The following is a 24,606-nucleotide window of genomic DNA, read 5'->3' on the forward strand; positions in this document are numbered from 1 at the left end:
GCGGCGCCCGGCTTCGGAAGGACAACCAGTGACTCTTTCATCAACCGAAGCAGCGCCCGCCGCGACGCCAAACGCCGAGCGCGTCGACCGCATCCGCGCGGCCGCGCAGCGGATCCGGCACCACGCCCTGAACATGGGCGAGGTCCAGGGCCAGGGCTACGTTGGCCAGGCCCTGGGCGCGGCGGACATGCTCGCCGCCGTCTACGGTGACCAGCTCACCTTCCGGCCCGGGGACCCGCACTGGGAAGGCCGCGACCGCTTCCTGCTCTCCACCGGCCACTACGCCATCGGGCACTATGCGGCGCTGGCCGAAGCCGGGATCGTGCCGGTTTCCGAGCTTGAGACGTACGGGTCGGACGATTCACGCCTGCCGATGTCGGGCATGTCCACCTACACCCCGGGCATGGAAATCTCCGGCGGTTCCCTGGGGCACGGACTGACGATCGCCGTCGGAATGGCCCTCGGGCTGCGGGCGCAAGGCTCCGCATCCCGGGTGATCAACTTCCTTTCCGATGGTGAGCTCGACGAGGGATCCACCTGGGAAGCGGCCATGGGCGCCCATCACCACCAGCTCGGAAACCTGACCGCCTTGGTGGACATCAACGCCCTCCAGGCCGACGGTGCCACGGACACGGTGCTGCGCACCGAACCGGTCACCGAGAAGTGGGAAGCCTTCGGCTGGTACACCCAGCGGGTGGACGGGAACGACGTCGGCGCGCTGCTGGCAGCGTTCGACAACATCGCCGCTGTTGCGGGTCCGGTGGGCCGGCCCTCGGTAATCCTCTGCGACACCAAGGTGGGCCGCGGCGTTCCGCTGCTGGAAACCCGCGAAAAGGCGCATTTCATGCGCATCGAAGAACACGAATGGCAGATCTGCCGCGAGCAGCTGACCGCAGGATACGGAAGGACGGCCTCAGCATGAGCACCACCGTTGCCACCGCCAAGCCGAAGCTGAAGACCTCGGCGATGATCGCCTCCTTTGCCGACCCCGGGCAGAAGACCACTCCGGCACCGTTCGGCCACGCCCTGGTCAAGGCCGCCCACGACAACGGCAAGATCGTGGGCCTGACCGCGGACCTGGGCAAGTACACGGACATGCACATCTTCGCCAAGGCCTTCCCGGAGCGCTTCTTCCAGATGGGCATGGCTGAACAGCTCCTCCTCGGTGCGGCCGCGGGCCTGGCCGAAACCGGGCTTATCCCGTTCGCGTCCACCTACTCCGTGTTCGCCGCACGCCGCGCGTACGACTTCCTGTGCCTGGACATCGCCGAGCCGAACCTGAACGTCAACATCGTCGGCGGCCTGCCCGGCCTGACCACCGGCTACGGTCCCAGCCACCAGGCCACCGAGGACATGGCCATCTTCCGCGGCATGCCCAACCTGACCATCGTGGACCCCTGCGACTCGGTGGACATCGAGCAGGCCGTCCCGCAGCTTGCGGCCTCCGAAGGGCCCACCTACCTGCGCCTGCTGCGCGGCAACGTCCCCACCGTGCTGGACGAGTACGACTACACCTTCGAACTCGGCAAGGCCAAAGTGCTGCGCGGCGGCAACGACGTAGTCTTCGTCTCCTCCGGGCTGATGACCATGCGCGCCCTGCAGGCCGCCGACGCTTTGGCCAAGCACAACGTGGACGTGGCCGTGGTGCACACGCCCACCATCAAGCCCTTCGACGCCGAAACGGTCCTGGCCGAGCTGAACACCGACCGCCTGGCCGTCACGCTCGAAAACCACACCGTGGTGGGCGGCTTGTTCGAAACCGTTGCCTCTGCCGTCGTCACCGCCGGGCTTGGCAAGCGGGTGGTTCCCATCGCGCTGCCGGACCGGTTCCTCGACGCCGGGGCCCTGCCGACGCTCCACGAGCGCTACGGACTGTCCGTGGACAAGATCGTGGCCAAGGTCCTGGCCGAACTGGGCTGAATGCCCGGGCTGAGCCGGCAACGCGTTACGGAAGTGTGGAGCCGTTCGGGAGCGGTTCCACACTTCTGTCGTAGTATCAACAGTTAAACGACGACTGTAAGCAGTCGACCATTGACATCGAGGAAGTCATGGCCACAACAGCATCCCTGCTAGGGCTCGAGAAGATGAGCCTGCGGGAACAAGCACTGATCGCCCTGCGGCGGGCCATCACCACGGGTGAACTCGAGCCGGGCCGGCACCTTGTGGAGACCGAGCTTTCGGAGATGCTGCAGATCAGCCGCGGGACCCTCCGGGAGGCCCTGCGCCAGCTGCAGCAGGAGGGCCTGGTGTCCCTGGGAGCCCGCGGACGGCTTTCCGTGCGCCACCTTGACGTCAAGGAAATCCGCGACATCTTCTCCGTCCGCGGGGTGCTGGAGTCCCTCGCGGCGCGGACCCTGTGCGAACTTCCCGACAAGGAGGCGGCCCTCGTGGAGCTGCGCGCCGCCGTCGTGCAGATGGAAAAGGCCGCAAAATCCTCGCTTGAGGAGCGGATCGAATCCGACCTCGACTTCCACCGCACGCTCTGCCGGCTGTCCGGCAACGAGACGCTCCTGCACTCCTGGGAATCCCTGGAAGGCTCCATCCGGATGTCCATCATGTACGCCGGGATCGAAAAAGCCGTCAAGAACATGAGCGTCGGCCGGCACCACGACATTGTCGCCGCCATCGAAACCGGCAACGCGGCCAAGGCCCGCGAGACCCTGATCGACCACATGAGCGGCGCCGCGGAGAACCTGGTCGCCTGACCGCCCCGCAACCCAACTGACTCGCAGTTGTTGTCGTTTTCAGCCCCGAAAACGACAACAACTGCGAGCTAGTTGGGAGGAACGCCGGGAACGTCAGCCCTGCAGCAGCCGCACGTGCTCCGGGGTCAGCTCGGCGATCCTGGTGACGCCGAGCAGTGCCATGGTGCGGGCCATGTCCTTCTCCAGGATCGCGATGGTCCGGTCCACGCCGGCCCGCCCTCCGGCCATGAGTCCGTAGAGGTACGCCCGGCCGATCAGGGCGAAGTCCGCCCCCAGCGCCAGCGCCGCGATGATGTCCGCGCCGCCCATGATGCCGGTGTCCAGGATGACCGCGGCCTCCGGGTTCCGTTCCTTGACGGCGGCGGAGACCCCGGGCAGCAGGTGCAGCGGGATCGGCGCGCGGTCCAGCTGGCGGCCGCCGTGGTTGGATACGACCACGCCGTCGGCCCCGTGGTCGACCACCTTCGCGGCGTCCTCCACGGTCTGGATGCCCTTGACCACCAGCTTGCCCTTCCAGGTTTCGCGCAGCCAGTCGAGGTCATCGAAGGTCAGCGTGGGGTCGAACATCGAGTTGATCAGGTCCGCTACGGTGCCCGTGTAGCGCGAGAGCGAGGCGAACGTGAGCGGTTCGTGGGTGAGGAAGTTGAACCACCACGCCGGCCGGTACGAGGCGTCGAGCACGGTCTTCAACGTCAGGGCCGGCGGGATCGTCATGCCGTTGCGGACATCCCGGAGCCGTGCCCCGGCGACGGCGGTGTCCACCGTGACCATCAGGGTGTCGTTTCCGGCCGCGGCCGCGCGCTCGATCAGTTCCAGCGAACGCTCCCGGTCCGTCCACAGGTAGAGCTGGAACCAGTTGCGTCCGCCCGGCGCCGCCGCAGCGACGTCCTCGATCGAAGCGGTGCCCATGGTGGAGAGCGTGTACGGAATGCCGGCGGCCTCGGCCGCCTGGGATCCTGCGTATTCACCCTCGGACTGCATCATCCGGGTGAAGCCGGTGGGGGCGATGCCAAAGGGGAGGCGGGAAGGCTTGCCGAGGATGTCGGTGCTCAGGTCGATGCTGGAGACGTCGCGCAGGATGCCGGGCCGGAACTCGACATCCTGGAAGGCCTGCCGCGCCCGGCGCAGGGTGATTTCCGCTTCGGCGGCGCCGTCCGTGTAGTCGAACGGCGCCTGCGGCGTGCGGCGCTTGGCGATGTCCCGCAGCTCCCAGACCGTGGAGGCCCGCTTGAGGCGGGCGGCGTTGCTGAACTCCGGCTTCTTGAACTTCATCAGCGGAGCCAGGTCCGAATACTTGGGGATCCGGCGCTTGAGGGCCGGCGGAATCACGACGGCGCTGTGGCCGTCCGCTGCGCTGTGGCCGTTCGCTGCGGCGGTGCTGTTGTTCGCTGCGGCTGTGCCGCTGGCTGGCTGGACGGTCTGCGTCATGGTGGTCTCCGGACTCGGCTGTGTGGTTGGACCACACTCTATTCCATGTGGTCGGACCACATCAAGTAGAATTCCGGCATGCGAACCCACGAACTCGTGCTCGGTTGGATCGAAAGGCAGTTCTCCGACGGCAAACTGCTGCTTGGCGGACGCCTCCCTGCGGAGCGCGCCCTTGCCGAACAGCTCCAGGTGTCCCGGACGTCGGTGCGCGAAGCGATCCGGATCCTGGAGGCGATGGGCGTGGTGCGGGCCGGCGTCGGCTCCGGGAAGGACGCCGGGACGGTGGTCATCGCGGAACCCGCCACGGCACTCGGCGCGGCCTTGCGACTGCACACGGCCACCCGGCACCTTCCCGTGGCCGACATCGTGGAAACCCGTGTGCTGCTGGAATCGTGGGCCGTTTCGAGGGCCCGCCCCGAATCGCCGGCCCTCGCCGAGGCCGCCGAGCTACTCGACGGCATGGACGCCGGCCCGGGCACCGAGGAGTTCCTGGCCTTGGACGTCCGCTTCCATCTGGCACTCTCAGAGGCCGCCGGCAACGTAGTGGTGAGCGCCATGATGGCGTCCCTCCGCGAAGCGATCGAAGGCTACGCCGCCGAACTGACCAAGAACCTGCCGGACTGGGACGCGACCGCCGGCCGCCTCCGGGCCGAGCACCGCGCGATCCTCGACGCCGTGAACACCGGCGACGGCGGCAAGGCGGCACGGCTTGTTGCCGCCCACATCGAGGGCTACTACCGCGAAGCAGGAGTCGCCGCTTCCGGCTGAGGCCCGGGCCGATCAGGCCTTCGGTGGCGCGGTGCTGCCGCGGATTTCCAGGTGCGGCTCGAAGTGGTCGGTGGGGGACTGGGCGTTGGCCTGGGTGATGTGTTCGCGCATCCGGCGCCAGGCTAGGCTGCCCAGCTGGGTGATCGGCACGGCCGCGGTGGTCAGGCCCGGCATGGTGTAGCGGGCGAAGGGCATGTCGTCGTAGCCCGTGATGGACAGGTCCTCCGGCACCCGGATGCCGCGTTCGCTCAGGCCGTGCAGCAGGCCCATGGCCGCGACGTCGTTGAAGACCAGGATGCCGGTGGCCCCGCAGGAGGCGACGGCGTCGCTTGCCTCGTTCCCGGCGTCGTAAGTGTTTCCCCCCGGAATGACCTGCAGCTCCACCTCGGGGTAGTCCTGGACGAACTTCTCCAGCCCGCGCAGCCGCTGCACGTTCGATGCGCTGCGCTCCGGGCCGGTCAGGTAGGCGATCCGCCGGTGGCCCAGTTCCACCAGGTGGGCGCCGAGCTTCTGGATCCCGTGGCCGTAGTCCACCACCAGGCTGGGCGTGGACGAGAGTTCGGTGGTGCGGTTGATCAGCACCAAGGGGTGCAGGGTGGGGGCGAGCTCTTCGAGTTCGTCCTGGCTCATGCGCGGGGCGCAGAGTACGACGCCGTCGCAGCGCCGCCGTGCCTCGCCGGCAAGGATCGCTTCCTCGCTGGAGACTTCGGAAGAGTCTGCGATCAGGACCCGGTAGCCGTCGCGCGCGGCGGCGATGCTGACGTCCCGCAGGATGGACTGGAACGTGGGGTTCGAGAGGTCCGGAACCACGATGCCGATGGTTTCGGTCTTGCCCAGGGCCAGGCTGCGGCCCACGGGGTTCGGCTTGTACTTCAGCTCGGCAGCGGCGGCCTGGACCCGCTGGGCGATGGAGGCGTTGACGGTGGTGTTGCCGTTCATGACGCGCGACACCGTGGCATGCGAAACACCGGCCCGTGCAGCCACGTCACCGATTCCGACGCGCCGCCTGCTCCGATCTGCCATGGCTTCCTTCATGATGCTGCCCTGTTTCCTTGGCGCTGAGTCTAGCGACTTTTGGGAAACGTTTTCTCTCAATGTCCTTCCATTGCGCCCGGTGACTGTTACGGGATGAGACCCGGACCGGTTTTGCGGCCCGGGCGCCTTCATGGCTATGGTGTGTCCATGACTAAGCGTTGGTATGCGTATTTTTCGTTGGCTCTGGAGGGGCCCGCGTCTAACTGACACGCATCCAACTAACCTTCAGAGCCAACAGGGCAGAGATGATTCTCTGCCCTTCGCCATATCCGGCGGGTTCTGATGAGGGCCCGCTCCGCCCCCGGAACAGGACCCGAAAATGACCAGCATTGCCGAAAACCCCGCCGCACTCGACGCCAGCCAGGTCGCACCTGCGGACCGCTCGACGTCGAACTTGCGGGTCAGCCGCTTCGAACCGCTCCCTGCACCGCAGGAAGTCATCGCGGAACTGCCGCTTGGCGCGAAGGCCGCGGCCGTCGTCGAACGCGGCCGTGACGAAATCCGGGCGATCATGGACGGCGTCGACGACCGCCTGCTGGTGATCGTCGGCCCTTGCTCCATCCACGACCCCAAGGCCGGCCTGGAATACGCCCGCCGCTTGGTCAGCCAGGCCGAAAAGCACAAGGAAGACCTCCTGGTGGTCATGCGTGCCTACTTCGAAAAGCCGCGCACCACGGTGGGCTGGAAGGGCCTTATCAACGATCCGCACCTGGACGGCAGCCACGACATCGCCTCGGGCCTGCGCGCCGCCCGCGGTTTCCTCCAACAGGTCACCGAGCTCGGCCTGCCCACCGCCACGGAATTCCTCGAGCCGATCAGCCCGCAGTACATGGCGGACCTGGTGGCCTGGGGCGCCATCGGCGCCCGCACCACTGAAAGCCAGATCCACCGCCAGCTTGCCTCCGGCCTGTCCATGCCGATCGGCTTCAAGAACGGCACCGACGGCGACCTGCAGGTGGCCATCGACGCCTGCGGTGCCGCTGCAGCCCAGCAGGCGTTCCTCGGCATTGACGGCGACGGCCGCGCCGCCCTGGTGGCCACCGCCGGGAACCCCGACACGCATGTGATCCTGCGCGGCGGCCGCAAAGGCCCCAACTACTCCGCGGACGACGTCGCTGCCGCGTCCGAAAAGCTGTCCGCCAAGGGTCTGAACCCGCGGCTGATCGTCGACGCGAGCCACGCCAACAGCGGCAAGAGCCACCACCGCCAGGCCGAGGTCGCGCTGGAAATCGGTGCCCAGCTGGAGGCCGATCCCGCCTCTCCGGTTGCCGGCGTCATGCTGGAGAGCTTCCTGGTGGGCGGCGCCCAGAACCTCGACGTCGCGCTTCAGCTCGCGGGGGAGCAGGAGCTCGTCTACGGCCAAAGCGTCACCGACGCCTGCATGGAATGGGACGTCACCGCATCCGTGCTCGAGCAGCTCGCGGCATCCGCCCGGAAGCGCCGCGAGGCCACCGCCGTGTGACCACGAATGTAGCGTCCGGGACTTTCACATTGGCCTCAGCAGCCTCTAAAGTATCTAGCACATGGTTGTGATGGCTCAGCATCGGAACGCCGCAGTCATGCGCGCTGGGGTTGTCCTTGTCAGCTGAGAGCAAAGGAATATGGAGAATGTCCGCAGAGACCAACTTCTCGAATGCGCGATTCATGACCGTGGCCGAAGTGGCCGAGGTTCTCCGGGTTTCCAAAATGACCGTGTACCGCCTGGTCCACTCCGGCGAAATGCCGGCCGTCCGTTTTGGTCGGTCATTCCGGGTCCCTGAGGAAGCCGTTGCCCAGTACCTCAAGGGTGCCGTGGTGGATGGCCGCTCGGAGAGTGCCTAGCCTTTTCGTCCATGGGCCCCACTGGGTCCACGGTCATTGGGTGCCCCTGTGAGGCGGTACCCTGTTAAGGAACGTTTTACGTCACTGTAAGAATCCGTCTGTTGCGGGGCCTTCACCGGCCCCGTCCGGCAGGCGGGAACTTCACTTATTTGTAAGGAACTTTCGTGGGTTCAGTTATCAAGAAGCGCCGCAAGCGTATGGCCAAGAAGAAGCACCGCAAGTTGCTTCGTAAGACCCGCCACCAGCGTCGCAATAAGAAGTAGAAATACTTCGCAGTGCGTGAATGCCCGTTGCCTTTCGAGGTGGCGGGCATTTTTGCGTTCCCGATGGGATCCAGGGGAGGCGTCAGACCCTGGGGCCGCGGAACTTGCTGAAGCCGCGCCACAGGCCGTAGACGGCACCGCCCACAGTGGCGGCCTTCAGGCCCAGGGTCGCAGCGCGGCGGCCCGAACGAAAGTCGTACACGGGCCAGTTGTTTTCGCGGGCGTGGCGGCGCAGGGCGGCGTCGGGATTGATGCACACCGGATGGCCCACCAGGGTGAGCAGCGGAATGTCGTTGTGGGAATCGCTGTACGCCCAGCAGCGCTGCAGGTCCAGGCCTTCCTCGTCCGCCACCTGCTGGACGGCAACGGCCTTCGCCGGTCCGTGCAGGATGTCGCCCACGAGCCGGCCGGTGTAGGCGCCGTCCTCGATTTCGCCCACCGTGCCCAGTGCGCCGGTCAGGCCCAGCCGGGTGGCAATCACCTTTGCGACCTCGACCGGAGTCGCGGTCACCAGCCAGACCTTGCGGCCGACCCTGAGGTGCTGCTCGGCCAGCGCCTTCGTGCCCGGCCAGATCCGTGACTCGATCATCTCGTCGTAGACCTCTTCGCCCAGTTCGTGGACCTCGGAGACCTTGATTCCGGCGGCCAGGGTCAGGGCAGAATCGCGGACCGCGTGCACGTCGTCCATGTTCTCCCCGCGGAGGACGAACTTGAACTGCTTCCACGCGAAGCCCGCAGCCTGGGACAAGGTGAAGGCCTTGCGTTCGTACATTTTCCGGGCCACATGGAAGAGGCTCGCGCCCCGCATCAAGGTGTTGTCGACGTCGAAGAATGCGGCTTCGCCGTGTTGCTGCTTCACAGCCGGCGCGGTGGCCACAGCGGCGGTCTTCTCGTCGGGCATGCCATGAGTCTAGTCAATTGCCCCGCCCGGCGCCGTGCCGCGCCGTGAGCATGAACCCGCGCCGTGCGCTTCGACGCCGCCCCGCGGCTCGGGATACCGTGGAAACATGCCGATTCCCGACGTCGTCCTCCTCACCAAACCCGACTGCCACCTCTGCGCTGCGGCGCGGGACGCCGTCGAACGCGTTGCGTCCGGGCTGGGGCTGCCGTGGCGCGAGACCTCCATCGAAGGCGATCCCGAACTGAGCGAACGTTACGCCGAAGAGATCCCGGTGGTGCTGGTGGACGGCATCCAGCGGGACTTCTGGAAGATCGACGAAGTGCGGCTCACCAGGGTGCTGCAGAAGGCAATGGCATCCTGAGTGTGACTCCGGTGGCTTTGTTGACTCCGGGCGGCCCGCAATAGAGTGGGACAACAAAGCAACACAATGGAGACAACCGTGACTGCGCTGGAACCATCCGCCGAGCCCGCGCCGGGCGAGCAGGATACTGCTGCCAAGCAGATCCCGCCCGCAGCCGTGGCCCGGATGACGCTCTACCTGCGCGCCCTCAACTCCCTCCTCGGCGAAGGAGTGGAACGGGTCTCCTCCGAGGCGCTGGCCGAGGCCTCGGGCGTCAGTTCCTCCACCCTGCGCAAGGACCTTTCCTACGTGGGCTCCTACGGGACGCGCGGCGTGGGCTACGAGGTGCAGTACCTAAGCCGCCACATCGCCGCCGCGCTGGGGCTCACCCACGACTGGAAAGTTGCGATTGTCGGGGCCGGAAACCTCGGCAAGGCCCTGGCCAGGTACGGCGGTTTCCAGTCGCGCGGCTTCGACGTAGTGGCCATCCTCGACGCCGACCCTATGGTGGTCGGCAATGAAGTCGGCTGGCTGCGGGTCAGCGACGCAGCCAACCTCGAGCAGGTGCTGCAGCGCACCGGGACCAACATGGTGGTCCTGGCCCTGCCGGCCGCCGTGGCACAGGACGTGTGCAACCGCGTGATCAAGGCCGGAATCCGCAGCATCCTCAGTTTCGCGCCGGTGCTTTTGCAGGTCCCGCCGCACGTCAACCTGCGGAAGGTGGACATGGCCACCGAACTGCAGATCCTCGCCTACCACGCACAACGGGCGCAGACCCCGGGCCAAGCCGTCTGATAACTGCCCGACGGCGGCCGGGACTGCGCCCGTTGTTTGTTGCGGTGTGTTTCCCCGCAGCAGGACTAGCGTCCGTAGGGACCCTGGCCGTAGGGGTTCGCGAAAGGCTGCGTCTTACGGAAGTACGGGGCTGACCCCGGCAGGTAGAGCAGCACGATCGCGCCGACGCCGAGCAGGATGGAGATCGTGCCGAGGCCGATCTGGCTCAGGCCAAGCAGCGAGATCGCGGCGAAGATGGTTCCGAGGATCCGGGCCCAGTTCTTGCCCCTGCGGACGTTGAACGCCACCAAGGCATAGAGGCCCGCGAAGATCACGGAGAAGATGACCACCATGGTGGCCATTATTCCGCGGAAGCTCTCCATGTCGATGCCCGGGTTGTTGGTCCCCTGGGCCCTCATGGCCTCGTCCATCATGCTGGTGAAATCGGGCGAATTGATCGCGGCAAGTGCAAACGGGATGCCGATCAGGGTCAGCACACCGGCGGCAAGGATGAGCCAGAACGAGATGTTGACCAACGGGGGAACACCAGACGTTGTGGCAGGCTGCTGGCTGGGCCATGCACCCTGTCCATACGGGGACTGGCCATATGGTGACTGGCCGAACTGCTGGCCGCCCTGGTTGTATTGGCCGCCCTGACCGCCGTACTGGCCCTGACCGCCGTACTGGGGAGCGGACGGCTGCTGGCCGTACTGTGCGCCCTGGCCATACTGAGCACCCTCGCCGTATTGAGGTGCTCCCTGCCCGTACTGCGGGGCCTGACCGAATTGCGGTGCATTTTGGCCGTACTGCGGCGCCGAGGGCTGCTGCCCGTACTGTGCACCCTCGCCGTATTGGGGTGCTCCCTGCCCGTACTGCGGTTCTGCCGGCTGCCCGTACTTTGGCGGCTCGGGCGTGCCCTGCTGGGAATCGCCGTTTTCACCGGAGTTGGCGGGCGGGTATGGAGGGTTGCTCATGGCATTCCTTTGCATGGTCGACTGCGGTTCGGCTGCCGGGCCAGCAAATACCACTGCCCCCAGCTTTGCTAGTTCCACCGTACCCCGGCCCCGGGCCGCGGAGCCCGATTCCCAGCGGATTTCCGGCAACGGAAAGGCCGCGGGGTCCGGTGGACGCCGCGGCCTTCGGGCAAGCACTGTCCCTATGTGGACGGGTTTATGCGAAATGCTTCTGCGACTCCGGAAGCCACATCAGCACACCGGCCGCCACCGCGACCGCGGAGCCAATGAAGCCCAGGTTCAGGGTGACCAGTTGGAGTAGCAGCGAAATCACGGCAAGTCCGGCCAGGATGCTCAGCACCAGGCGTGCCCACCGGGCGCCTTCCTTGAGCCGGATCGCGATGAAGATGTACAGGGCAGCGAAGATCAGGCTGAATACGAAGCCTACGATGCCGGGGCCGACGAGAAGCTCACCGAAGTAGCCGCGGAGCGCGAAGATGTTGATCAGGCTTGCCACAACGCCAAGGGCGGCTGCGCCGACCCAGAGCCAGTAGGACAAAGTCAGCTGCTGCGGAACGCCGGTGGTGTCGCGGAAGCGTTGGGCGATGTTGTTGAAGTCAAGGCCGAAAGTGTTCCGGGCCGGAGCCGCGTATCCCAAGCCGGCGGGCGGAGCATTGTTCGCTCCGGCGGTGGGCATGCCGTACCCCGGAGGCGGTGCCTGGTAGCCGGGTGCCTGGTACCCGGGAGCTTGGTAACCCGGCGCCTGGTAGTTGGGTGGTTGCGGTGCGCCCTGCGGGGGCTGGTAGCCGGCGGGAGGAACATCGCCGGAGGGCGGAGGTTGTGAGCCTGGCTGCTGAGGAACTTCGTTTGGGTTACTCATGGCATCACTGTAGACCTGAGGTTGAAGGTTTCCTAGGAAATTTTCGGCGAACTCCCGGCCTTCACGCGGCCTCGTGGTGAATGCTCCAGCGGGTGGATTCACGGCATGGATGCCCGTCCGGAGGGCGGCAACGAAAAGCGGCGCTGCCCGGCGGTAGCGGAGATCCGCGTACCTTCCGGGAAGCGCCGCTTCCGGGAACTGCGGGAGACTCAGGCGGCGGGGGCGATGAAGGCCAGTTCGAGGTTGATGACAACCTTGTCGCTGACCAGCACGCCGCCGGCTTCCAGTACGGCGTTCCAGGTCAGGCCGAATTCCTTGCGGCTGATGGTGGTCTCGCCCGAGAGTCCGGCGCGGGTGTTGCCGAAGGGGTCCACTGCGACGCCGTTGAATTCGGTCTCGATGGCGACCTCCTTGGTGACGCCCTTGATGGTCAGGTCGCCCACCAGGTCGAAGCTGTCGCCGTTGGCCTTGATGTGGCGGGACACGAAGTTGATCTCCGGGAACTTCTCGACGTCGAAGAAGTCCTCGCCCTTGACGTGGCCGTCGCGGTTGACGTCGCCGGAGTCGAAGCTGGCGGTCTGGATGGTGGCGTTGACCTTGGAGTCGGCCAGGTGGTCCGCCAGTTCCAGGGTGGCCTCGGCTTCGGTGAACTGGCCGCGGACCTTGCTGATGCCGGCGTGGCGGACGGTGAAGCCGATTTCGCTGTGCGAGTTGTCGAGGGTCCAGGTACCGGTGGTGACGTTGGCGGGGAGGGTCATGGCGTTCTCCTTGGAGTAGGTGTGGGTGGAATTCTCCGGTCGGAGGACAGTTACTTGAACAATCAACCGATCTTGCATCCAGTATAAACATGCAAATGCATCTTTTATTCCATCTCCGGGGAACATTTTTTCCGGAACTTCAGTTCTACGTGGCGTAGAAGATTTCTGATTGCCCATCCTCTTTGAGAAACTGGTAGACATGCCCCACGCAACTGTCCATCTGCTCCGCCATGGCGAGGTATATAACCCCGACGGCGTCCTGTATGGCAGACTGCCCGAATTCCACCTGTCCGAGCGCGGACAGGCGATGGCGCGCGTGCTCGCCGAGCACTTCGAAGCGCGCGTCGCGGCCGGGGCAAAGATCGTCCATCTGGTGGCCTCACCGCTCACGCGTGCCCAGGAAACCGCCCAGCCGAGCTCGGACGCCCTGGGCCTGGAGATCCATACGGATCCCCGGATCATCGAGGCCGAGAACCACTTCGAGGGACTGCACGCGCGGCCCTCGGAGTTCCTGAAGCCGAAGCATTGGTTCCACTTCCGGAACCCCCTCCGCCCGTCTTGGGGCGAGCCATACACCCAGCAGGTGGCGCGCATGCGCGCCGCCATCGAGGACGCCCGGCAGCGCGCCGTCGAACTCGGGGGAGACGGTGCCGAAGCGATCCTGGTGAGCCACCAGCTGCCCATCTACGCCACCCGCCGCAGCGCCGAAGGGCGCCGGCTGTGGCATGACCCGCGCAAGCGCGAATGCACGCTGACGTCCCTGACGTCCTTGGTGTTCGACGCCGACGGCGCCCTCGTGCGGGTCGACTACAGCGAGCCCGCGGCAGCGTTGCTGCCCGGCGCCGCAAGCACTCCCGGAGCATGACATTGGAAAAGCACAGCAACACCTCCCGACGACGCTTCCTCGCCGCCGGGGGAGCGGCCCTCGCGGCACTGACCGTTGGCCTCTCGGCCTGCGCCCCGCAGGAAGACAACCTTGCCAAGCAGGCGAACGTGGGCGACAACAAGAACTACATCGCCGGTGACGGCTCCGTCACCGAGTTCGCCAAGGCCGAACGCTCGGCCCCGGTGCAGATTGACGGTACCCTGTTCGACGGCACCGCGGTGAAGGCCGCAGACCTCCTCGGCCAGGTAACGGTGCTGAACTTCTGGTTCGCGGCCTGCGCCCCCTGCCGGGTCGAGGCGCCGATCCTTGAGGGCCTGCACCAGGACTTCAAAACCAAGGGCGTCCAGTTCTTCGGCGTGAACCTGCGCGATGAAAAAGCCACCGCCGAGGCCTTCGAGAAGAGCTTCAGCCTGACGTACCCGAGCTTCAACGACAAGAACGGCTCCGTGCTGCTCTCCGTTTCCGGCCTGGTTCCGCCGAATGCCGTGCCCACCACGCTCGTCCTGGACAAGGAAGGCCGGGTTGCCTCCCGCGTCCTGGGCGAAGTCGAGAAGGGCACCCTGAAGGCCCTCATCAGCGCCGCGGCAGCCGAGTAGGCGGCCGGACGAACGTGAACAGCCCCTTCGCGGAGACCATCCTCAACGGTTCCCTCCTCCTGGCCATCCCGGTGGCCCTGCTGGCCGGACTCGTCTCCTTCCTTTCGCCGTGCGTGCTGCCCCTGGTGCCCGGGTACCTGGGCTACGTCACCGGGCTGACCGGCGTCGACCTCCAAAAGCAGCGGCGCGGCCGCATGCTTGCCGGAATCGGGCTGTTCGTGCTCGGCTTCTCCGTGATCTTCGTCCTGCTCGGCGGCGCCTTCGGCCAGCTCGGCACGCTGCTTTCCGGCCCGCAGAACGCCTGGATCACCCAGCTGCTGGGCATTCTGGTGATCGTCATGGGCGTCGTCTTCATGGGCGGTTTCAGCTGGCTGCAGCGTGACGCGAAGATCCACGCGAAGCCCCCGGCCGGTCTGTGGGGTGCGCCGCTGTTGGGCATCACCTTCGGCCTGGGCTGGGCACCGTGCATCGGTCCGACCTATTCGGCCGTGCAGCTGCTGAGCATGTCCGGCGGCTCCTCCGCCGCCAAGGGCGCCCTGCTTGCCTTCGTGTACAGCCTGGGCCTGGGCGTGCCGTTCCTGCTGATCGCCCTCGCCGTGCGCAAGGGCGCCGGCATCATGTCCTTCTTCCGCAAGCACCGCCTGGCGATCCAGCGGGCCGGCGGGGCCATCCTGATCCTCCTGGGGATCCTGATGGCCAGCGGAGTGTGGGGTGCCTGGGTCACCGGGCTGCAGTACTGGTTCCAAACCGATGTGAAGTTGCCGATCTGATGAGCGAGCCCGTGGAAGACACCAAGAAATCCAAGACCCTCGAGGACGCCAAGGCCGGGGCAGCACTGCCCACACTCGGCCTCAAGGGCATGCTCCGCTGGGCCTGGACCCAGCTGACCAGCATGCGCACCGCGCTGTTCCTGCTGCTCCTGCTGGCGGTGGCCGCCGTTCCGGGTTCGCTGTTCCCGCAGCGACCGGCCAACCCCGCCGTCGTCACGCAGTACATCAAGGACCACCCGGATTACGGCAAGATCCTGGATGCAGTCCAGCTCTACGACGTCTACTCCTCGGCCTGGTTCTCGGCCATCTACCTCCTGCTGTTCATCTCCCTGATCGGCTGCGTGACCCCGCGCGCCATCGCGCACTACAGGGCGGTGCGCTCCCAGCCGCCGCGGACCCCGAAGCGGCTGTCCCGCCTTCCGGAGTACGGCACCCTGGTGGTCCCCGCCGACGCCGGGATCCCGGCGTCGCGCGCCATCACCGATGCCGCCGCGCTGCTCAGGAAGCGCGGCTACCGCGTGGAGGTCAGGGACGCCGACGGCGACCGGCCCTCCCTCGGTGCCGAACGCGGCTTCCTCAAGGAAGTGGGCAACCTCGTCTTCCACACCTCGCTGATCGGCGTGCTGGTGTCCGTGGCGATCGGCGGGCTGTTCGGTTACAGCGGCCAGCGCATCCTGGTGGAAGGGGACACGTTCGTGAACACCCTGGTGGGCTACGACCAGTTCAGCCCCGGAACCAACTTCCAGAGCAGCTGGCTGCAGCCCTACTCCATCCAGCTGGACAAGTTCGACGTGAAGTTCGACCGTGAATCGCCGGCCCATTTCGGCCAGCCCATCGACTTCACCGCACAGGTCACCACCAAGGAAAACCCCGGCGCACCGGCCGAAAAGAAGGTCCTGAAGGTCAATGACCCCGTCACCCTCGGCGGCACCAGCATCTACCTCACCGGCAACGGCTACGCACCGGTCGTCACCGTCCGCGACGGCAAGGGCAACGTCGCGCTGCAGGGGCCCGTGGTGGCCAAGCTGCAGGGCGACAACTATTACTCCTCGGTGGTCATCAAGGTCCCCGACGCCAAGCCCGAGCAGCTGGGCTTTGCCGGCTTCTTCCTGCCCACCGCGTTCGTCACCGAACAAGGCGTGTCCTTCAGCGGCGACCCGGAACTCATCAACCCGCAGCTCAGCCTGAACTCGTACTACGGCGACCTCGGCCTGGACAAGGGCACCCCGCAGAACGTGTTCGAGCTCGACGTCAAGGGCCTCACCCAACTCAACGGCCGCGACCTCCCCACCAAGGGCATCACCCTGGTACCCGGCAAGACGTACACCCTGCCGGACGGCAAGGGCAGCATCAGTTTCGACGGCGTCAAGAAGTACGTTGGCGTGGACATCCACCACAACCCGGGCCAGGTGAGTGCCCTGTTCTTCGCCCTGCTCGCCGTCGCCGGCCTGGTGGTCTCCCTCTACCTGAACCGCCGCCGCGTCTGGGTCCGCACGGGAACCCACGACGACGGACGCACGATGGTGGAGTACGGACTGCTGGCCCGCGGTGAAGACCACCGCCTGGCCGGCGAATCCGCCGCGATCCGTGAACTGTTCCAGCGCGAATGGCAGCTGGGGCCGGACGCCCCCGAAACTTCCGACACCGTCGCCTCGACAAAGACTAAGGACCAGTAATGTTGTTCTCCATCAACGAGACCATGGGCCAGTACAGCGAGCTCTTCATGCTGCTGGCCGCAGGCACGTACACGGTGGCGTTTGTCGCCTTCGCCTGGGACCTGGCCAAGAGCAGCAAGACGCTGCGCGCCGTCGACCTGAAGGCCGCTGCCGCCGCCAAGGTGCCGGTCGCCGTCGGCAGCGCCGGTTCGGAAGCCGTCCCGGCAGCCGGGTCCGCGGAAGCACGCACCGCAGGTGCTGACATGCGCTACGCCGCCGAGCGCCGGGCACCTGCCCGCGTCGCGGTGGCCCTGACCATCCTCGGCGCGCTCATCCACGGTGCCGGCGTGGTCACCCGGGCCCTCGGCGCAGGCCGCGTGCCCTGGGGCAACATGTACGAATTCCTCACCACCGGCGCGTTCGTTGCCGTGGTGGTCTTCCTGCTGGCCCTGGTCCGCCGCGACCTGCGCTTCCTGGGAACCTTCGTGATCGGCCTGGCCGTGATCATGCTCGTGGCCGCGTCCGTGGCCTACTGGACCCCGGTGGGCCACCTCGTCCCGGCGCTGCAGAGCTACTGGCTTGTGATCCACGTGTCCATCGCGGTGCTGTCCTCGGCGCTCTTCACGCTGACGTTCGCCATGTCCGCGCTGCAGCTGGTCCAGTCGCACCGGCAGAAGACGCTTGAGGCCGGCGGCGCCGACAAGCTCGGCTTCATGCGCCTGGTTCCGGACGCCCTCAGCCTGGAGAACCTGTCCTACCGGATCAACACCGTGGCGTTCGTGGGCTGGACCTTCACCCTGATGTTCGGCGCCATCTGGGCCGAGAAGGCCTGGGGCCGCTTCTGGGGCTGGGACACCAAGGAAGTCTGGACCTTCGTGATCTGGGTGGTCTACGCCGGTTATCTGCACGCCCGCGCCACCCGCGGCTGGACCGGCACCCGCGCCGCTTGGCTGTCGATCGTGGGCTACCTGTGCGTGATCTTCAACTTCACGATCGTGAACCAGTTCTTCAACGGCCTGCACTCGTACTCGGGCCTGTAAAGCGGTTTAGGGCGGCGCCGGGCGGTTCGCCCGGCGTTTCCCGTTTTGGGGCCGCTTTAGCCCTTAGGCGTCGCCGTCGGACGCCGACTCGCCCCCGAGCTTGCGTTCCCGCTCCTCGAGTTCCTTCCGGAGCTTCTTCAGCCGTTCCGCTTCGCTTTGGTTTCGGCGCCGGATTTCGAGGTTGCGCAGGAACTCGGGGTCGTCGTCGGGCGCGGTCGGGTGGCCCGGGAAGACCTGCTGGACGGCCCGTCCGCCGTACGGACGTCCGAAGATGAACCACAGGATGGCTCCCAGGACCGGAAGCACCACCATCACAACGATCCACGCCGGCTTGGAGATGCCCCGGACGTAGCGCCCGTCTGTGCGAATCACATCCACCAGGCCATACACGAAGACCAACAGGACGAGGATGACTGCAATAACGCGCGGCATACCTTCAAGTCTAGCGACCGTGTGAGGGCTGTGATGCCCGCCGGCGACGGCCGGCGGGCGTCCGGACGGTAAACTTGATCCGTGGCTTTCCTCAAGTACTCCCTGATCCGTCTGGCGCTGTTCGTGCCGCTGTTCGTGCTGTGCCTTTTCCTGGGGACAGGCCCCATCCTGGCGGTGGTCTTCGCCGGGCTGATCGCCTTCGCGATCAGCTACCTTTTCTTCCAGAAACAGCGCGACGCCGCCACGGCCGCCATGCGTGAACGTTTCTCCGGGCGGGCCAAGCCGCTGCGTTCGGCCGGCGAAGTCGACGACGCCGACGCCGAGGACCGCCTGGTGGACGAGCACCCCGAAGTCCGGGTCGAGAACGACCGGCGCCCCAAGGACGCCTGAGCTTTACGGGAGAATCCCCGGCCAGAGGACTGGCCAGGGATTTTTTCGACCCCTAGAAGCCCACGCTCAACACCAGGCCGAGCGAGAACAGCAGGCTGTAGCCGAGGTTGATCAGGCCGGTCTGCTTGAGCACCGGAATGAGGTTCTTGCGCTTGCCGTTGACCATGAGCCAAGCGGGCGTCAGGCAGGCCGGGACCAGGAGCAGCACAATCAGCATCCAGGGCTTGGTGGGCGCGAGGACCACCACCAGGAGCAGCGCCAGGGCCAGCATGAGCACATAGCTCTCGCGTGCGTGCCGGTCGCCCAACCGCACCGCCAGGGTCTTCTTGCCGGCGATGGTGTCCGTAGGGATGTCCCGGACGTTGTTGGCCATGAGGAGCGCACAGGCGATCAGCCCGGTGCCAATGGCGCCGATGACCGCGGGAAGGCTGACCTGCCCGGCCTGGGTGTAGGTGGTGCCCAGGGTGGCCACGAGGCCGAAGAACACGAACACGAACACGTCGCCGAGGCCCATGTAGCCGTAGGGGTTCTTGCCGCCGGTGTAGCCCCAGGCCGAAAGCACGCAGCCCAGGCCGACCAGGATCAGCCACCAGGCCTGGGTGATGAGCACCAGGACCAGGCCCACCAGCATGGCCAGCCCGAACGCGCCGAAGGCGGCCCACTTCACGTCCTGGGCCTTGGCTACTCCGGATCCCACCAAGCGCAGGGGACCGACGCGCTCCTCGTCGGTTCCGCGGATGCCGTCGGAATAGTCGTTGGCATAGTTGACGCCGATCTGCAGCAGCAGGGCCACCAAAGCCGCAAGGATCGCGTTGAACAGGTGGAACGACTGCAGTTCGTAGGCGGCCGCGGTGCCGATAAGCACCGGGGCGATCGCCGCTGGCAGGGTGCGCGGCCGGGCGCCTTGGATCCATTGTGCAGCTGTTGCCACGTGTTGTACCTCGTGTTGTTCGCGGTGGGGCCGGACGGGACCGGCGGTGGATGCGGGGAACTTGTCTATTCTGCCTGATGCTGTTCGCTGAGCAGTGCGCCCATGGCGAGCCGGTCCGGTTTCCCGTTGGGCAGCATCAGCAGCGCGGGCGCGGTGATGACGGTTTTCGGCGCCAGTGCCCCGAGGGCCGAACGCCCGGCGTCGAGCAGCTCGTCCGGGCTGGCAGCCGCCGGTTCGCCGACCGCAAGATAGGCGGCCACCGCCTGGCCCCATTCCGCGGAAGGCACGCCGGCAACGAACGCCGCGCTGACGCCGTCGAGCTTTTCCAGCTCAGCCTGCACATGCGCGGCGGAGACCTTGACGCCGCCGGTGATGATGACGTCGTCGGCCCGGCCCAGGACGGCGAGCCTGCCATCGGGGGAGAGCTCGCCGAGGTCCCCGGTGCGGTACCAGCGGGCGCCGTCCTCTTCGAAGAAGCCGGACCCGGTGGGGGCGTCCAGGTAGCCGGCGGCGAGGGTGCTGCCGCCCAGCAGGATGCGGCCGTCCCCGTCGATCCGGACCTCGACGCCGTCCAGCGGCTCGCCGTCGTACACGCAGCCGCCGCACGTCTCGGCGGAGCCGTAGGTGGTCACCACGTGGAGGCCGGCGTCGCGTGCTCCCTCCAGCAGCCCGGCCGGGGCAGGTGCGCCGCCGAGCAGGATCGCGTTGAAGCGCCGCAGCACGGCGAGGGTGTCGGCGGACGGGTCGTCGAGGAGCCGCTGCAGCTGGGTGGGCACGAGGGAGGTGAAGCGAATGGTGTCCGTCAGTTCCAGGGCAGCGGCGGTGAAGCCCTCCGGCGTGAACCCGTCGGCGAGGTCCATCGCCCAGGGGCGGGTCCCGGCGAACAGGGAACGCACCAGCACCTGGATGCCCGCCACGTACTGCAGAGGCAGGGCCAGCAGCCACTGGCCTTCGCCGCGCAGTGCGATGGCGGTGGCCATGGAGGAGGCCGCGAGGGCGTCGACCGTGAGCACGGTGGCCTTCGGGGCGCCGGTGGATCCCGAGGTGCGCACCACCACGGCCGCGTCCTCGACGCCGGGGGTCTCCACGGGGACGGCCCGGACGGTCCCGTCGCGATCCGTGACAATCTCGACGGCGGGTCCCTCGCCTTGCAGGGCAGCCGCGAGGGCCTTCAGGATGTCATCCACAGCCGGGCTCCTAGAAGTAGTAGGGGAAGGCGGACCAGTCCGGGTCCCGTTTCTGCAGGAACGCCTCCTTGCCTTCAACGGCCTCGTCGGTCATGTACGCGAGCCGGGTGGCTTCGCCGGCGAAGACCTGCTGGCCGGCCAGGCCGTCGTCGGCAAGGTTGAAGGCGAACTTGAGCATGCGGATGGCCTGGGGCGACTGGCGGGCGATGTCCGCGGCGTACTCCAGGGCCACCTCTTCGAGGCGCTCGTGCTCCACCGCTTCGTTCACCGCGCCCATGCGGACCATGTCCTCCGCGGAATATTCGCGGGCCAGGAAGAAGATTTCCCGGGCGGCCTTCTGGCCGACCTGGCGGGCGAGCAGCGCCGAACCGTAACCGGCGTCGAAACTTCCCACCGTGGCGTCCGTCTGCTTGAACTTGCCGTGCTCGCGGGAGGCGATGGTGAGGTCGCTGACGACGTGCAGCGAGTGCCCGCCGCCGGCCGCCCAGCCGTTGACGACGGCGATGACCACCTTGGGCATGGTGCGCATGAGCCGCTGGACTTCCAGGATGTGCAGGCGCCCGGCCCGGGCGGGGTCGATGGTTTCCTGGGTCTCGCCGTCGGCGTAGCGGTAGCCGTCCCGGCCACGGATGCGCTGGTCGCCGCCTGAGCAGAAGGAGTGCCCGCCGTCCTTCGGGGAGGGGCCGTTTCCGGTGAGCAGCACGGTGGCGACGTCGGGGGTCATCCGGGCGTGGTCCATGGCGCGGTAGAGCTCATCCACGGTGCCGGGGCGGAAGGCGTTGCGGACGTCCGGCCGGTTGAAGGCAATGCGCACGGTGGGCAGGTCCCGGATGATGGTGCCGGCTTCGTCGCGTTCCACCTGCCGGTGGTAGGTCATGTCCTGGAAGTCGTCGAATCCGGAAACCGTGCGCCAGTGCGCGGGGTCGAAGACATCGGATACCTTGGCGGGGAAGTCGTTGCTCACCCTGACGAGTTTAGTTACCGGCTCAGCTGATGCAGAACTCGTTGCCCTCCGGGTCCGCCATGGTGTGCCATTCGTGCGGGCCCTGGTTGGCCGTCCACAGGTGCCGGGCGCCGCGCGCCTCCAACTCGGCCCGGACCTCGTCCTTGTCGCGGCCGCCCAGGCGCACGTCCCAATGCACCCGGTTCTTGACCGTCTTTTCCTCGGGAACGACCTGGAACAGGAACCGCTTGCCGGTGGCCTTGTCCTGGTCTTCCGACGGAATGATGGCGGCGCCCGTCCTCCACACGAGCTTGCCCTTGTGGGTGGTGGTCTCGTCCTCCGTGGCGAAGCCCTGCTCGACCATCGAACGGATGAACGCTTCGTCCTGGGCCTCCACGACCCAGTCGAGCGTTTCGGCCCACCAGTCGGCGAGCATGTGGGGATCCTTGCAGTCGACTACAACCTGGAAGTTCAGTGCCATGCCCTGAAATTACGACGACGGCGGGCTGCAGGGTAGTGTTTTACGGACAGTTCCGGTCCGGGTTGCCCAACTGACTGGCAGTTGTTGTCGTCTTGAGCCCCCTCAAAACGACTACAACTGCGAGCTAGTTGGGGACGGAGGCCTCAGGCGCCGAAGAACTGCGGCGGGAGGGCGTAGATCAGCAGCACGGCCAGGAGGTTCTTGCCGGCATGGACCAGGAAGGAAAACATGAGGTTCTTCCCGGTCCAGACGTACACCGCGACCAGGACGGCGCCCATTCCCAGATAGGGAACCATGGCCTGGGCTGAGAAGCCCTCATCGCCGAAGACGTGGATCCCCGCGAACAGCACCGTGGAGATGGCGCAGCAGATCCAGGTGTTGATGCGTCCGGACAGCTTGCCGATCAGCAGGTGGCGGAAAATGTACTCCTCCACGAACGGCCCCACGAACACCAGCAGCGGAACGATCAGCCAGGCCGGAACCCCCATCATGAGGGACTGGATTCCGAGCTGGTTCTCCGAAGCTCGTACTTGCCCCGTTGCCGTGACCAGGATGGCCGTGAGGACCAGCATGGCGACAACGGACAACGGCACCATGGCCATCGTGAACCAGGGGCGCGTGGCCAGGATCCGCAGGTCGCGGGCGACCACCCCATGCGCGGCCAGGAGGGCGAATATGCCCACCGAGGCATAGAAGGCGAGGTTGACCGCATAGGTGGCCGCCGCCTGCGTAGCCAGGAGGCTTTGCAGCAACGGGGCCAGCAGGGCACCGGCAAAGGCGGCGAAAAACATCAGCCCGAGATAGAGTCCGGCCGCCACAGCGTCGAGGCCGTTGAAGGCGTACAGCCTGCCCGGCGGTGGAATCTTGCCCATATGACTAAGCCTATCCGCGAGGAGTCCCAGCCGAGCAAAATGAGGTTGGGGGAGCGGATAGGCGCTATTCCCCGGCCGGGATTGCGGCTCTCCCCGGCGCTTCCGGTATAGTTTTCGGTATGCCTAAATCTCTGTTTCGGTTCACCAAAGCTGCTGTCCGGAATATGTCCCTTGTCCTCGCCGCCGCCCTCGCGCTAAGCCTGTCCGCCTGTGGGGGTTCCACGAACGCCGGCAATGATGACCGGCCCGTCGTCCTGACCACGTTTACCGTACTGGCCGATATTGCCAAGAATGTCGCAGGCGACAAGCTGCGGGTCGAATCCATTACGAAGGTGGGCGCGGAAATCCACGGGTACGAGCCGACCCCGGGGGACATCCGCAAGGCCGCGCAGGCGGATCTCATTCTGGACAACGGGCTGAACCTCGAAGTCTGGTTCGAGCAGTTCGTCGAAGGACTCGACGTCCCGCACGCCGTGGTGAGCGAAGGCGTGGACCCGATGCCGATCGCCGAAGACAGCTACAAAGGCAAGCCCAACCCGCACGCGTGGATGTCGCCGTCGAACGTCCAGATCTATGCCGACAACATGGCCAAGGCGTTCGCGAAACTCGACCCGGCCAACGCCGCGGTCTTCGAAGCAAATGCCGGCAAGTACAAGGCCCAGCTCCAAGCCGTCAAGGACGAACTGGCCGCCGAACTGAAGACCGTGCCGGTGCGGCAGCGCGCGCTCGTCACGTGCGAAGGCGCCTTTTCCTACTTGACCCGCGACGTCGGCCTCAAGGAGGTCTACATCTGGGCCGTCAATGCCGAACAGCAGGCCACGCCACAGCAGATCGCCCGCGCCATCGAATACGTCGAGGAACACAAGGTCCCGGCCGTCTTCTGCGAGTCCACGGTGTCCAACGCGCCCATGATGCAGGTGGTGGACGCCAGCGGAGCGAAGTTCGGCGGAGTGCTCTTCGTGGACTCGCTGTCCGAAGCGGATGGCCCGGTGCCGACCTACCTTGACCTGATCCGGCACGACGCACGGACCATCGCCAACGCGCTGACGGGAAAGACCCCATGAGTACTCCGGCCATCTTGGTAGACAAGGTCACGGTGCACTATGGCGAGGTGCTCGCCCTGGAGAATGCTTCGCTGAGCCTTGAGCCGGCCCGGATCTGCGGCCTCGTAGGCATGAACGGTTCCGGCAAGTCCACCCTGTTCAAGGCGATCATGGGCATGGTGAAGCCCGATTCCGGGCAGGTCCTGATCAACGGGCAGCCCCCGGTGAAGACGCGCAAGGAAGCCGGAATCGGCTATGTCCCGCAAAGCGAGGACGTGGACTGGGCGTTCCCGCTTTCCGTGCGCGATGTGGTGATGATGGGTCGGTACGGACACCTCGGCTTCACCCGCCGGCCCCGCAAGGCGGACCGCGACGCCGTCCACCACGCCCTGGAGCGGGTGGAACTGGGCGAGTATGCCGACCGGCAGATCGGCCAGCTGTCCGGCGGGCAGAAAAAGCGGGCCTTCGTGGCGCGCGGCATCGCCCAGGGGGCCACCATGATGCTGCTGGACGAGCCGTTCGCCGGCGTCGACAAGCGTTCCGAAGCGACGATCACCCGCCTGTTGCGCGAACTGGCCGCAGACGGCGCCACCATCCTGGTCTCCACCCACGACCTCCATGCCCTGCCGCAGCTCTGCGATGAAGCCGTCCTGCTCATGCGGAAGGTGCTCATGCACGGCTCCCCGGACGTGGTGCTGCAGCCCGAAAACCTCGCCATGGCCTTCGGCCTCGACGTCATGAACAGGGGCTAGGC

General features: G+C 66.5%; 29 protein-coding genes. 17 read left to right on the plus strand and 12 right to left on the minus strand.

What is annotated here, in order from left to right:
* The first annotated feature begins 28 nt into the window (after positions 1-28).
* The 3 genes from D3654_RS18170 to D3654_RS18180 all read left to right on the plus strand — a co-directional run bounded on the left by D3654_RS18170 (position 29) and on the right by D3654_RS18180 (position 2,705).
* Entirely contained in the window at positions 29-922 is an 894-nt protein-coding gene (locus D3654_RS18170) for a transketolase (protein WP_120522868.1), read from the plus strand.
* Positions 919-1,920, plus strand: a complete 1,002-nt coding sequence (locus tag D3654_RS18175; protein WP_120522869.1) for a transketolase family protein — start codon at positions 919-921, stop codon at positions 1,918-1,920. Before D3654_RS18170 ends, D3654_RS18175 begins: the two co-directional genes overlap by 4 nt.
* Positions 1,921-2,048: 128 nt before the next feature.
* The gene (locus D3654_RS18180) at positions 2,049-2,705 is read left to right on the plus strand and encodes a GntR family transcriptional regulator (protein ID WP_120522870.1); all 657 of its coding nucleotides are present in this window, start codon (positions 2,049-2,051) and stop codon (positions 2,703-2,705) included.
* A 93-nt stretch (positions 2,706-2,798) separates the two neighbouring features.
* Here D3654_RS18180 and D3654_RS18185 read toward each other — a convergent pair whose 3' ends face one another.
* A complete protein-coding gene (locus tag D3654_RS18185) occupies positions 2,799-4,133 on the minus strand; it encodes an alpha-hydroxy acid oxidase (protein ID WP_120522871.1) in 1,335 nt (444 codons plus the stop codon).
* A 78-nt stretch (positions 4,134-4,211) separates the two neighbouring features.
* On the opposite strand from D3654_RS18185, the gene D3654_RS18190 reads away from it, so the two are divergent.
* Positions 4,212-4,901, plus strand: coding sequence for a FadR/GntR family transcriptional regulator (locus tag D3654_RS18190; protein WP_120522872.1), 690 nt, complete (start codon positions 4,212-4,214; stop codon positions 4,899-4,901).
* 12 nt (positions 4,902-4,913) lie between these two features.
* Here D3654_RS18190 and D3654_RS18195 read toward each other — a convergent pair whose 3' ends face one another.
* Positions 4,914-5,924, minus strand: a complete 1,011-nt coding sequence (locus D3654_RS18195; RefSeq protein WP_120522923.1) for a LacI family DNA-binding transcriptional regulator — start codon at positions 5,922-5,924, stop codon at positions 4,914-4,916.
* Between the two features lie 331 nt (positions 5,925-6,255).
* Between D3654_RS18195 and D3654_RS18200 the strand changes: the two genes are divergently transcribed.
* The 3 genes from D3654_RS18200 to D3654_RS18210 all read left to right on the plus strand — a co-directional run bounded on the left by D3654_RS18200 (position 6,256) and on the right by D3654_RS18210 (position 8,020).
* Positions 6,256-7,398: a 3-deoxy-7-phosphoheptulonate synthase gene (locus D3654_RS18200; RefSeq protein WP_120522873.1), complete on the plus strand. Its 1,143-nt coding sequence runs from the start codon at positions 6,256-6,258 to the stop codon at positions 7,396-7,398.
* A 146-nt stretch (positions 7,399-7,544) separates the two neighbouring features.
* Entirely contained in the window at positions 7,545-7,757 is a 213-nt protein-coding gene (locus tag D3654_RS18205; RefSeq protein WP_074586973.1) for a helix-turn-helix domain-containing protein, read from the plus strand.
* A 164-nt stretch (positions 7,758-7,921) separates the two neighbouring features.
* The gene (locus D3654_RS18210) at positions 7,922-8,020 is read left to right on the plus strand and encodes a 30S ribosomal protein bS22 (RefSeq protein WP_003792170.1); all 99 of its coding nucleotides are present in this window, start codon (positions 7,922-7,924) and stop codon (positions 8,018-8,020) included.
* An 82-nt stretch (positions 8,021-8,102) separates the two neighbouring features.
* Here the strand turns inward: D3654_RS18210 and D3654_RS18215 are convergent, their stop codons facing one another.
* Positions 8,103-8,921, minus strand: a complete 819-nt coding sequence (locus tag D3654_RS18215) for an HAD family hydrolase (RefSeq protein WP_120522874.1) — start codon at positions 8,919-8,921, stop codon at positions 8,103-8,105.
* Positions 8,922-9,027: 106 nt separating this feature from the next.
* Here D3654_RS18215 and D3654_RS18220 point away from each other — a divergent pair, with 106 nt between their 5' ends.
* On the plus strand, positions 9,028-9,282 hold the full coding sequence (locus tag D3654_RS18220; protein WP_120522875.1) for a glutaredoxin family protein: 255 nt from the start codon (positions 9,028-9,030) through the stop codon (positions 9,280-9,282).
* 66 nt (positions 9,283-9,348) lie between these two features.
* The gene (locus tag D3654_RS18225; RefSeq protein WP_120522876.1) at positions 9,349-10,056 is read left to right on the plus strand and encodes a redox-sensing transcriptional repressor Rex; all 708 of its coding nucleotides are present in this window, start codon (positions 9,349-9,351) and stop codon (positions 10,054-10,056) included.
* A 65-nt stretch (positions 10,057-10,121) separates the two neighbouring features.
* Here the strand turns inward: D3654_RS18225 and D3654_RS18230 are convergent, their stop codons facing one another.
* The 3 genes from D3654_RS18230 to D3654_RS18240 form a co-directional block, all read right to left on the minus strand.
* Positions 10,122-11,009: a hypothetical protein gene (locus D3654_RS18230; protein ID WP_120522877.1), complete on the minus strand. Its 888-nt coding sequence runs from the start codon at positions 11,007-11,009 to the stop codon at positions 10,122-10,124.
* 196 nt (positions 11,010-11,205) lie between these two features.
* On the minus strand, positions 11,206-11,868 hold the full coding sequence (locus D3654_RS18235) for a hypothetical protein (protein ID WP_120522878.1): 663 nt from the start codon (positions 11,866-11,868) through the stop codon (positions 11,206-11,208).
* Between the two features lie 209 nt (positions 11,869-12,077).
* Entirely contained in the window at positions 12,078-12,626 is a 549-nt protein-coding gene (locus D3654_RS18240; RefSeq protein ID WP_120522879.1) for a YceI family protein, read from the minus strand.
* A 199-nt stretch (positions 12,627-12,825) separates the two neighbouring features.
* On the opposite strand from D3654_RS18240, the gene D3654_RS18245 reads away from it, so the two are divergent.
* Genes D3654_RS18245 through ccsB form a run of 5 tightly spaced genes read left to right on the plus strand, consistent with a single transcriptional unit; the run spans position 12,826 to position 17,573 of the window.
* Complete coding sequence (locus D3654_RS18245) at positions 12,826-13,491, plus strand: histidine phosphatase family protein (protein WP_120522880.1); 666 nt, start codon at positions 12,826-12,828, stop codon at positions 13,489-13,491.
* The gene (locus D3654_RS18250; RefSeq protein WP_120522881.1) at positions 13,488-14,108 is read left to right on the plus strand and encodes a TlpA family protein disulfide reductase; all 621 of its coding nucleotides are present in this window, start codon (positions 13,488-13,490) and stop codon (positions 14,106-14,108) included. The genes D3654_RS18245 and D3654_RS18250 overlap by 4 nt, the downstream gene beginning before the upstream one ends.
* A gap of 14 nt (positions 14,109-14,122) precedes the next feature.
* Positions 14,123-14,878 carry a cytochrome c biogenesis CcdA family protein gene (locus D3654_RS18255; protein ID WP_120522882.1) on the plus strand — a complete coding sequence of 252 codons (756 nt, stop codon included), beginning with the start codon at positions 14,123-14,125 and terminating at the stop codon, positions 14,876-14,878.
* Entirely contained in the window at positions 14,878-16,554 is a 1,677-nt protein-coding gene (gene resB, locus D3654_RS18260) for a cytochrome c biogenesis protein ResB (RefSeq protein ID WP_120522883.1), read from the plus strand. Before D3654_RS18255 ends, resB begins: the two co-directional genes overlap by 1 nt.
* Entirely contained in the window at positions 16,554-17,573 is a 1,020-nt protein-coding gene (gene ccsB / locus D3654_RS18265; protein WP_205571856.1) for a c-type cytochrome biogenesis protein CcsB, read from the plus strand. The genes resB and ccsB overlap by 1 nt, the downstream gene beginning before the upstream one ends.
* 63 nt (positions 17,574-17,636) lie before the next feature.
* On the opposite strand, the gene D3654_RS18270 is transcribed toward ccsB, so the two are convergent.
* Positions 17,637-18,005 (minus strand): PLD nuclease N-terminal domain-containing protein, encoded by a 369-nt coding sequence (locus tag D3654_RS18270; RefSeq protein ID WP_120522884.1) that lies wholly within the window; start codon positions 18,003-18,005, stop codon positions 17,637-17,639.
* Between the two features lie 81 nt (positions 18,006-18,086).
* On the opposite strand from D3654_RS18270, the gene D3654_RS18275 reads away from it, so the two are divergent.
* The gene (locus D3654_RS18275) at positions 18,087-18,395 is read left to right on the plus strand and encodes a DUF4229 domain-containing protein (protein WP_120522885.1); all 309 of its coding nucleotides are present in this window, start codon (positions 18,087-18,089) and stop codon (positions 18,393-18,395) included.
* Positions 18,396-18,447: 52 nt separating this feature from the next.
* Here the strand turns inward: D3654_RS18275 and D3654_RS18280 are convergent, their stop codons facing one another.
* The 5 genes from D3654_RS18280 to D3654_RS18300 all read right to left on the minus strand — a co-directional run bounded on the left by D3654_RS18280 (position 18,448) and on the right by D3654_RS18300 (position 22,809).
* Positions 18,448-19,326 (minus strand): 1,4-dihydroxy-2-naphthoate polyprenyltransferase, encoded by an 879-nt coding sequence (locus D3654_RS18280; RefSeq protein ID WP_120522886.1) that lies wholly within the window; start codon positions 19,324-19,326, stop codon positions 18,448-18,450.
* 65 nt (positions 19,327-19,391) lie between these two features.
* On the minus strand, positions 19,392-20,513 hold the full coding sequence (locus tag D3654_RS18285; protein ID WP_120522887.1) for an AMP-binding protein: 1,122 nt from the start codon (positions 20,511-20,513) through the stop codon (positions 19,392-19,394).
* 10 nt (positions 20,514-20,523) lie between these two features.
* Positions 20,524-21,477 (minus strand): 1,4-dihydroxy-2-naphthoyl-CoA synthase, encoded by a 954-nt coding sequence (locus tag D3654_RS18290; RefSeq protein WP_120522888.1) that lies wholly within the window; start codon positions 21,475-21,477, stop codon positions 20,524-20,526.
* Positions 21,478-21,499: 22 nt separating this feature from the next.
* The gene (locus D3654_RS18295; protein WP_120522889.1) at positions 21,500-21,937 is read right to left on the minus strand and encodes a VOC family protein; all 438 of its coding nucleotides are present in this window, start codon (positions 21,935-21,937) and stop codon (positions 21,500-21,502) included.
* Positions 21,938-22,080: 143 nt separating this feature from the next.
* Positions 22,081-22,809 (minus strand): CPBP family intramembrane glutamic endopeptidase, encoded by a 729-nt coding sequence (locus D3654_RS18300; protein WP_120522890.1) that lies wholly within the window; start codon positions 22,807-22,809, stop codon positions 22,081-22,083.
* Positions 22,810-22,928: 119 nt separating this feature from the next.
* Between D3654_RS18300 and D3654_RS18305 the strand changes: the two genes are divergently transcribed.
* Together D3654_RS18305 and D3654_RS18310 are read left to right on the plus strand one after the other, a co-directional pair.
* Positions 22,929-23,873: a metal ABC transporter substrate-binding protein gene (locus tag D3654_RS18305; protein WP_120522891.1), complete on the plus strand. Its 945-nt coding sequence runs from the start codon at positions 22,929-22,931 to the stop codon at positions 23,871-23,873.
* Positions 23,870-24,604 carry a metal ABC transporter ATP-binding protein gene (locus D3654_RS18310; protein ID WP_120522892.1) on the plus strand — a complete coding sequence of 245 codons (735 nt, stop codon included), beginning with the start codon at positions 23,870-23,872 and terminating at the stop codon, positions 24,602-24,604. The genes D3654_RS18305 and D3654_RS18310 overlap by 4 nt, the downstream gene beginning before the upstream one ends.
* Positions 24,605-24,606 lie beyond the last annotated feature (2 nt).

Source organism: Arthrobacter celericrescens (assembly GCF_003614925.1).
Taxonomy (GTDB): Bacteria; Actinomycetota; Actinomycetes; order Actinomycetales; family Micrococcaceae; genus Arthrobacter; species Arthrobacter celericrescens.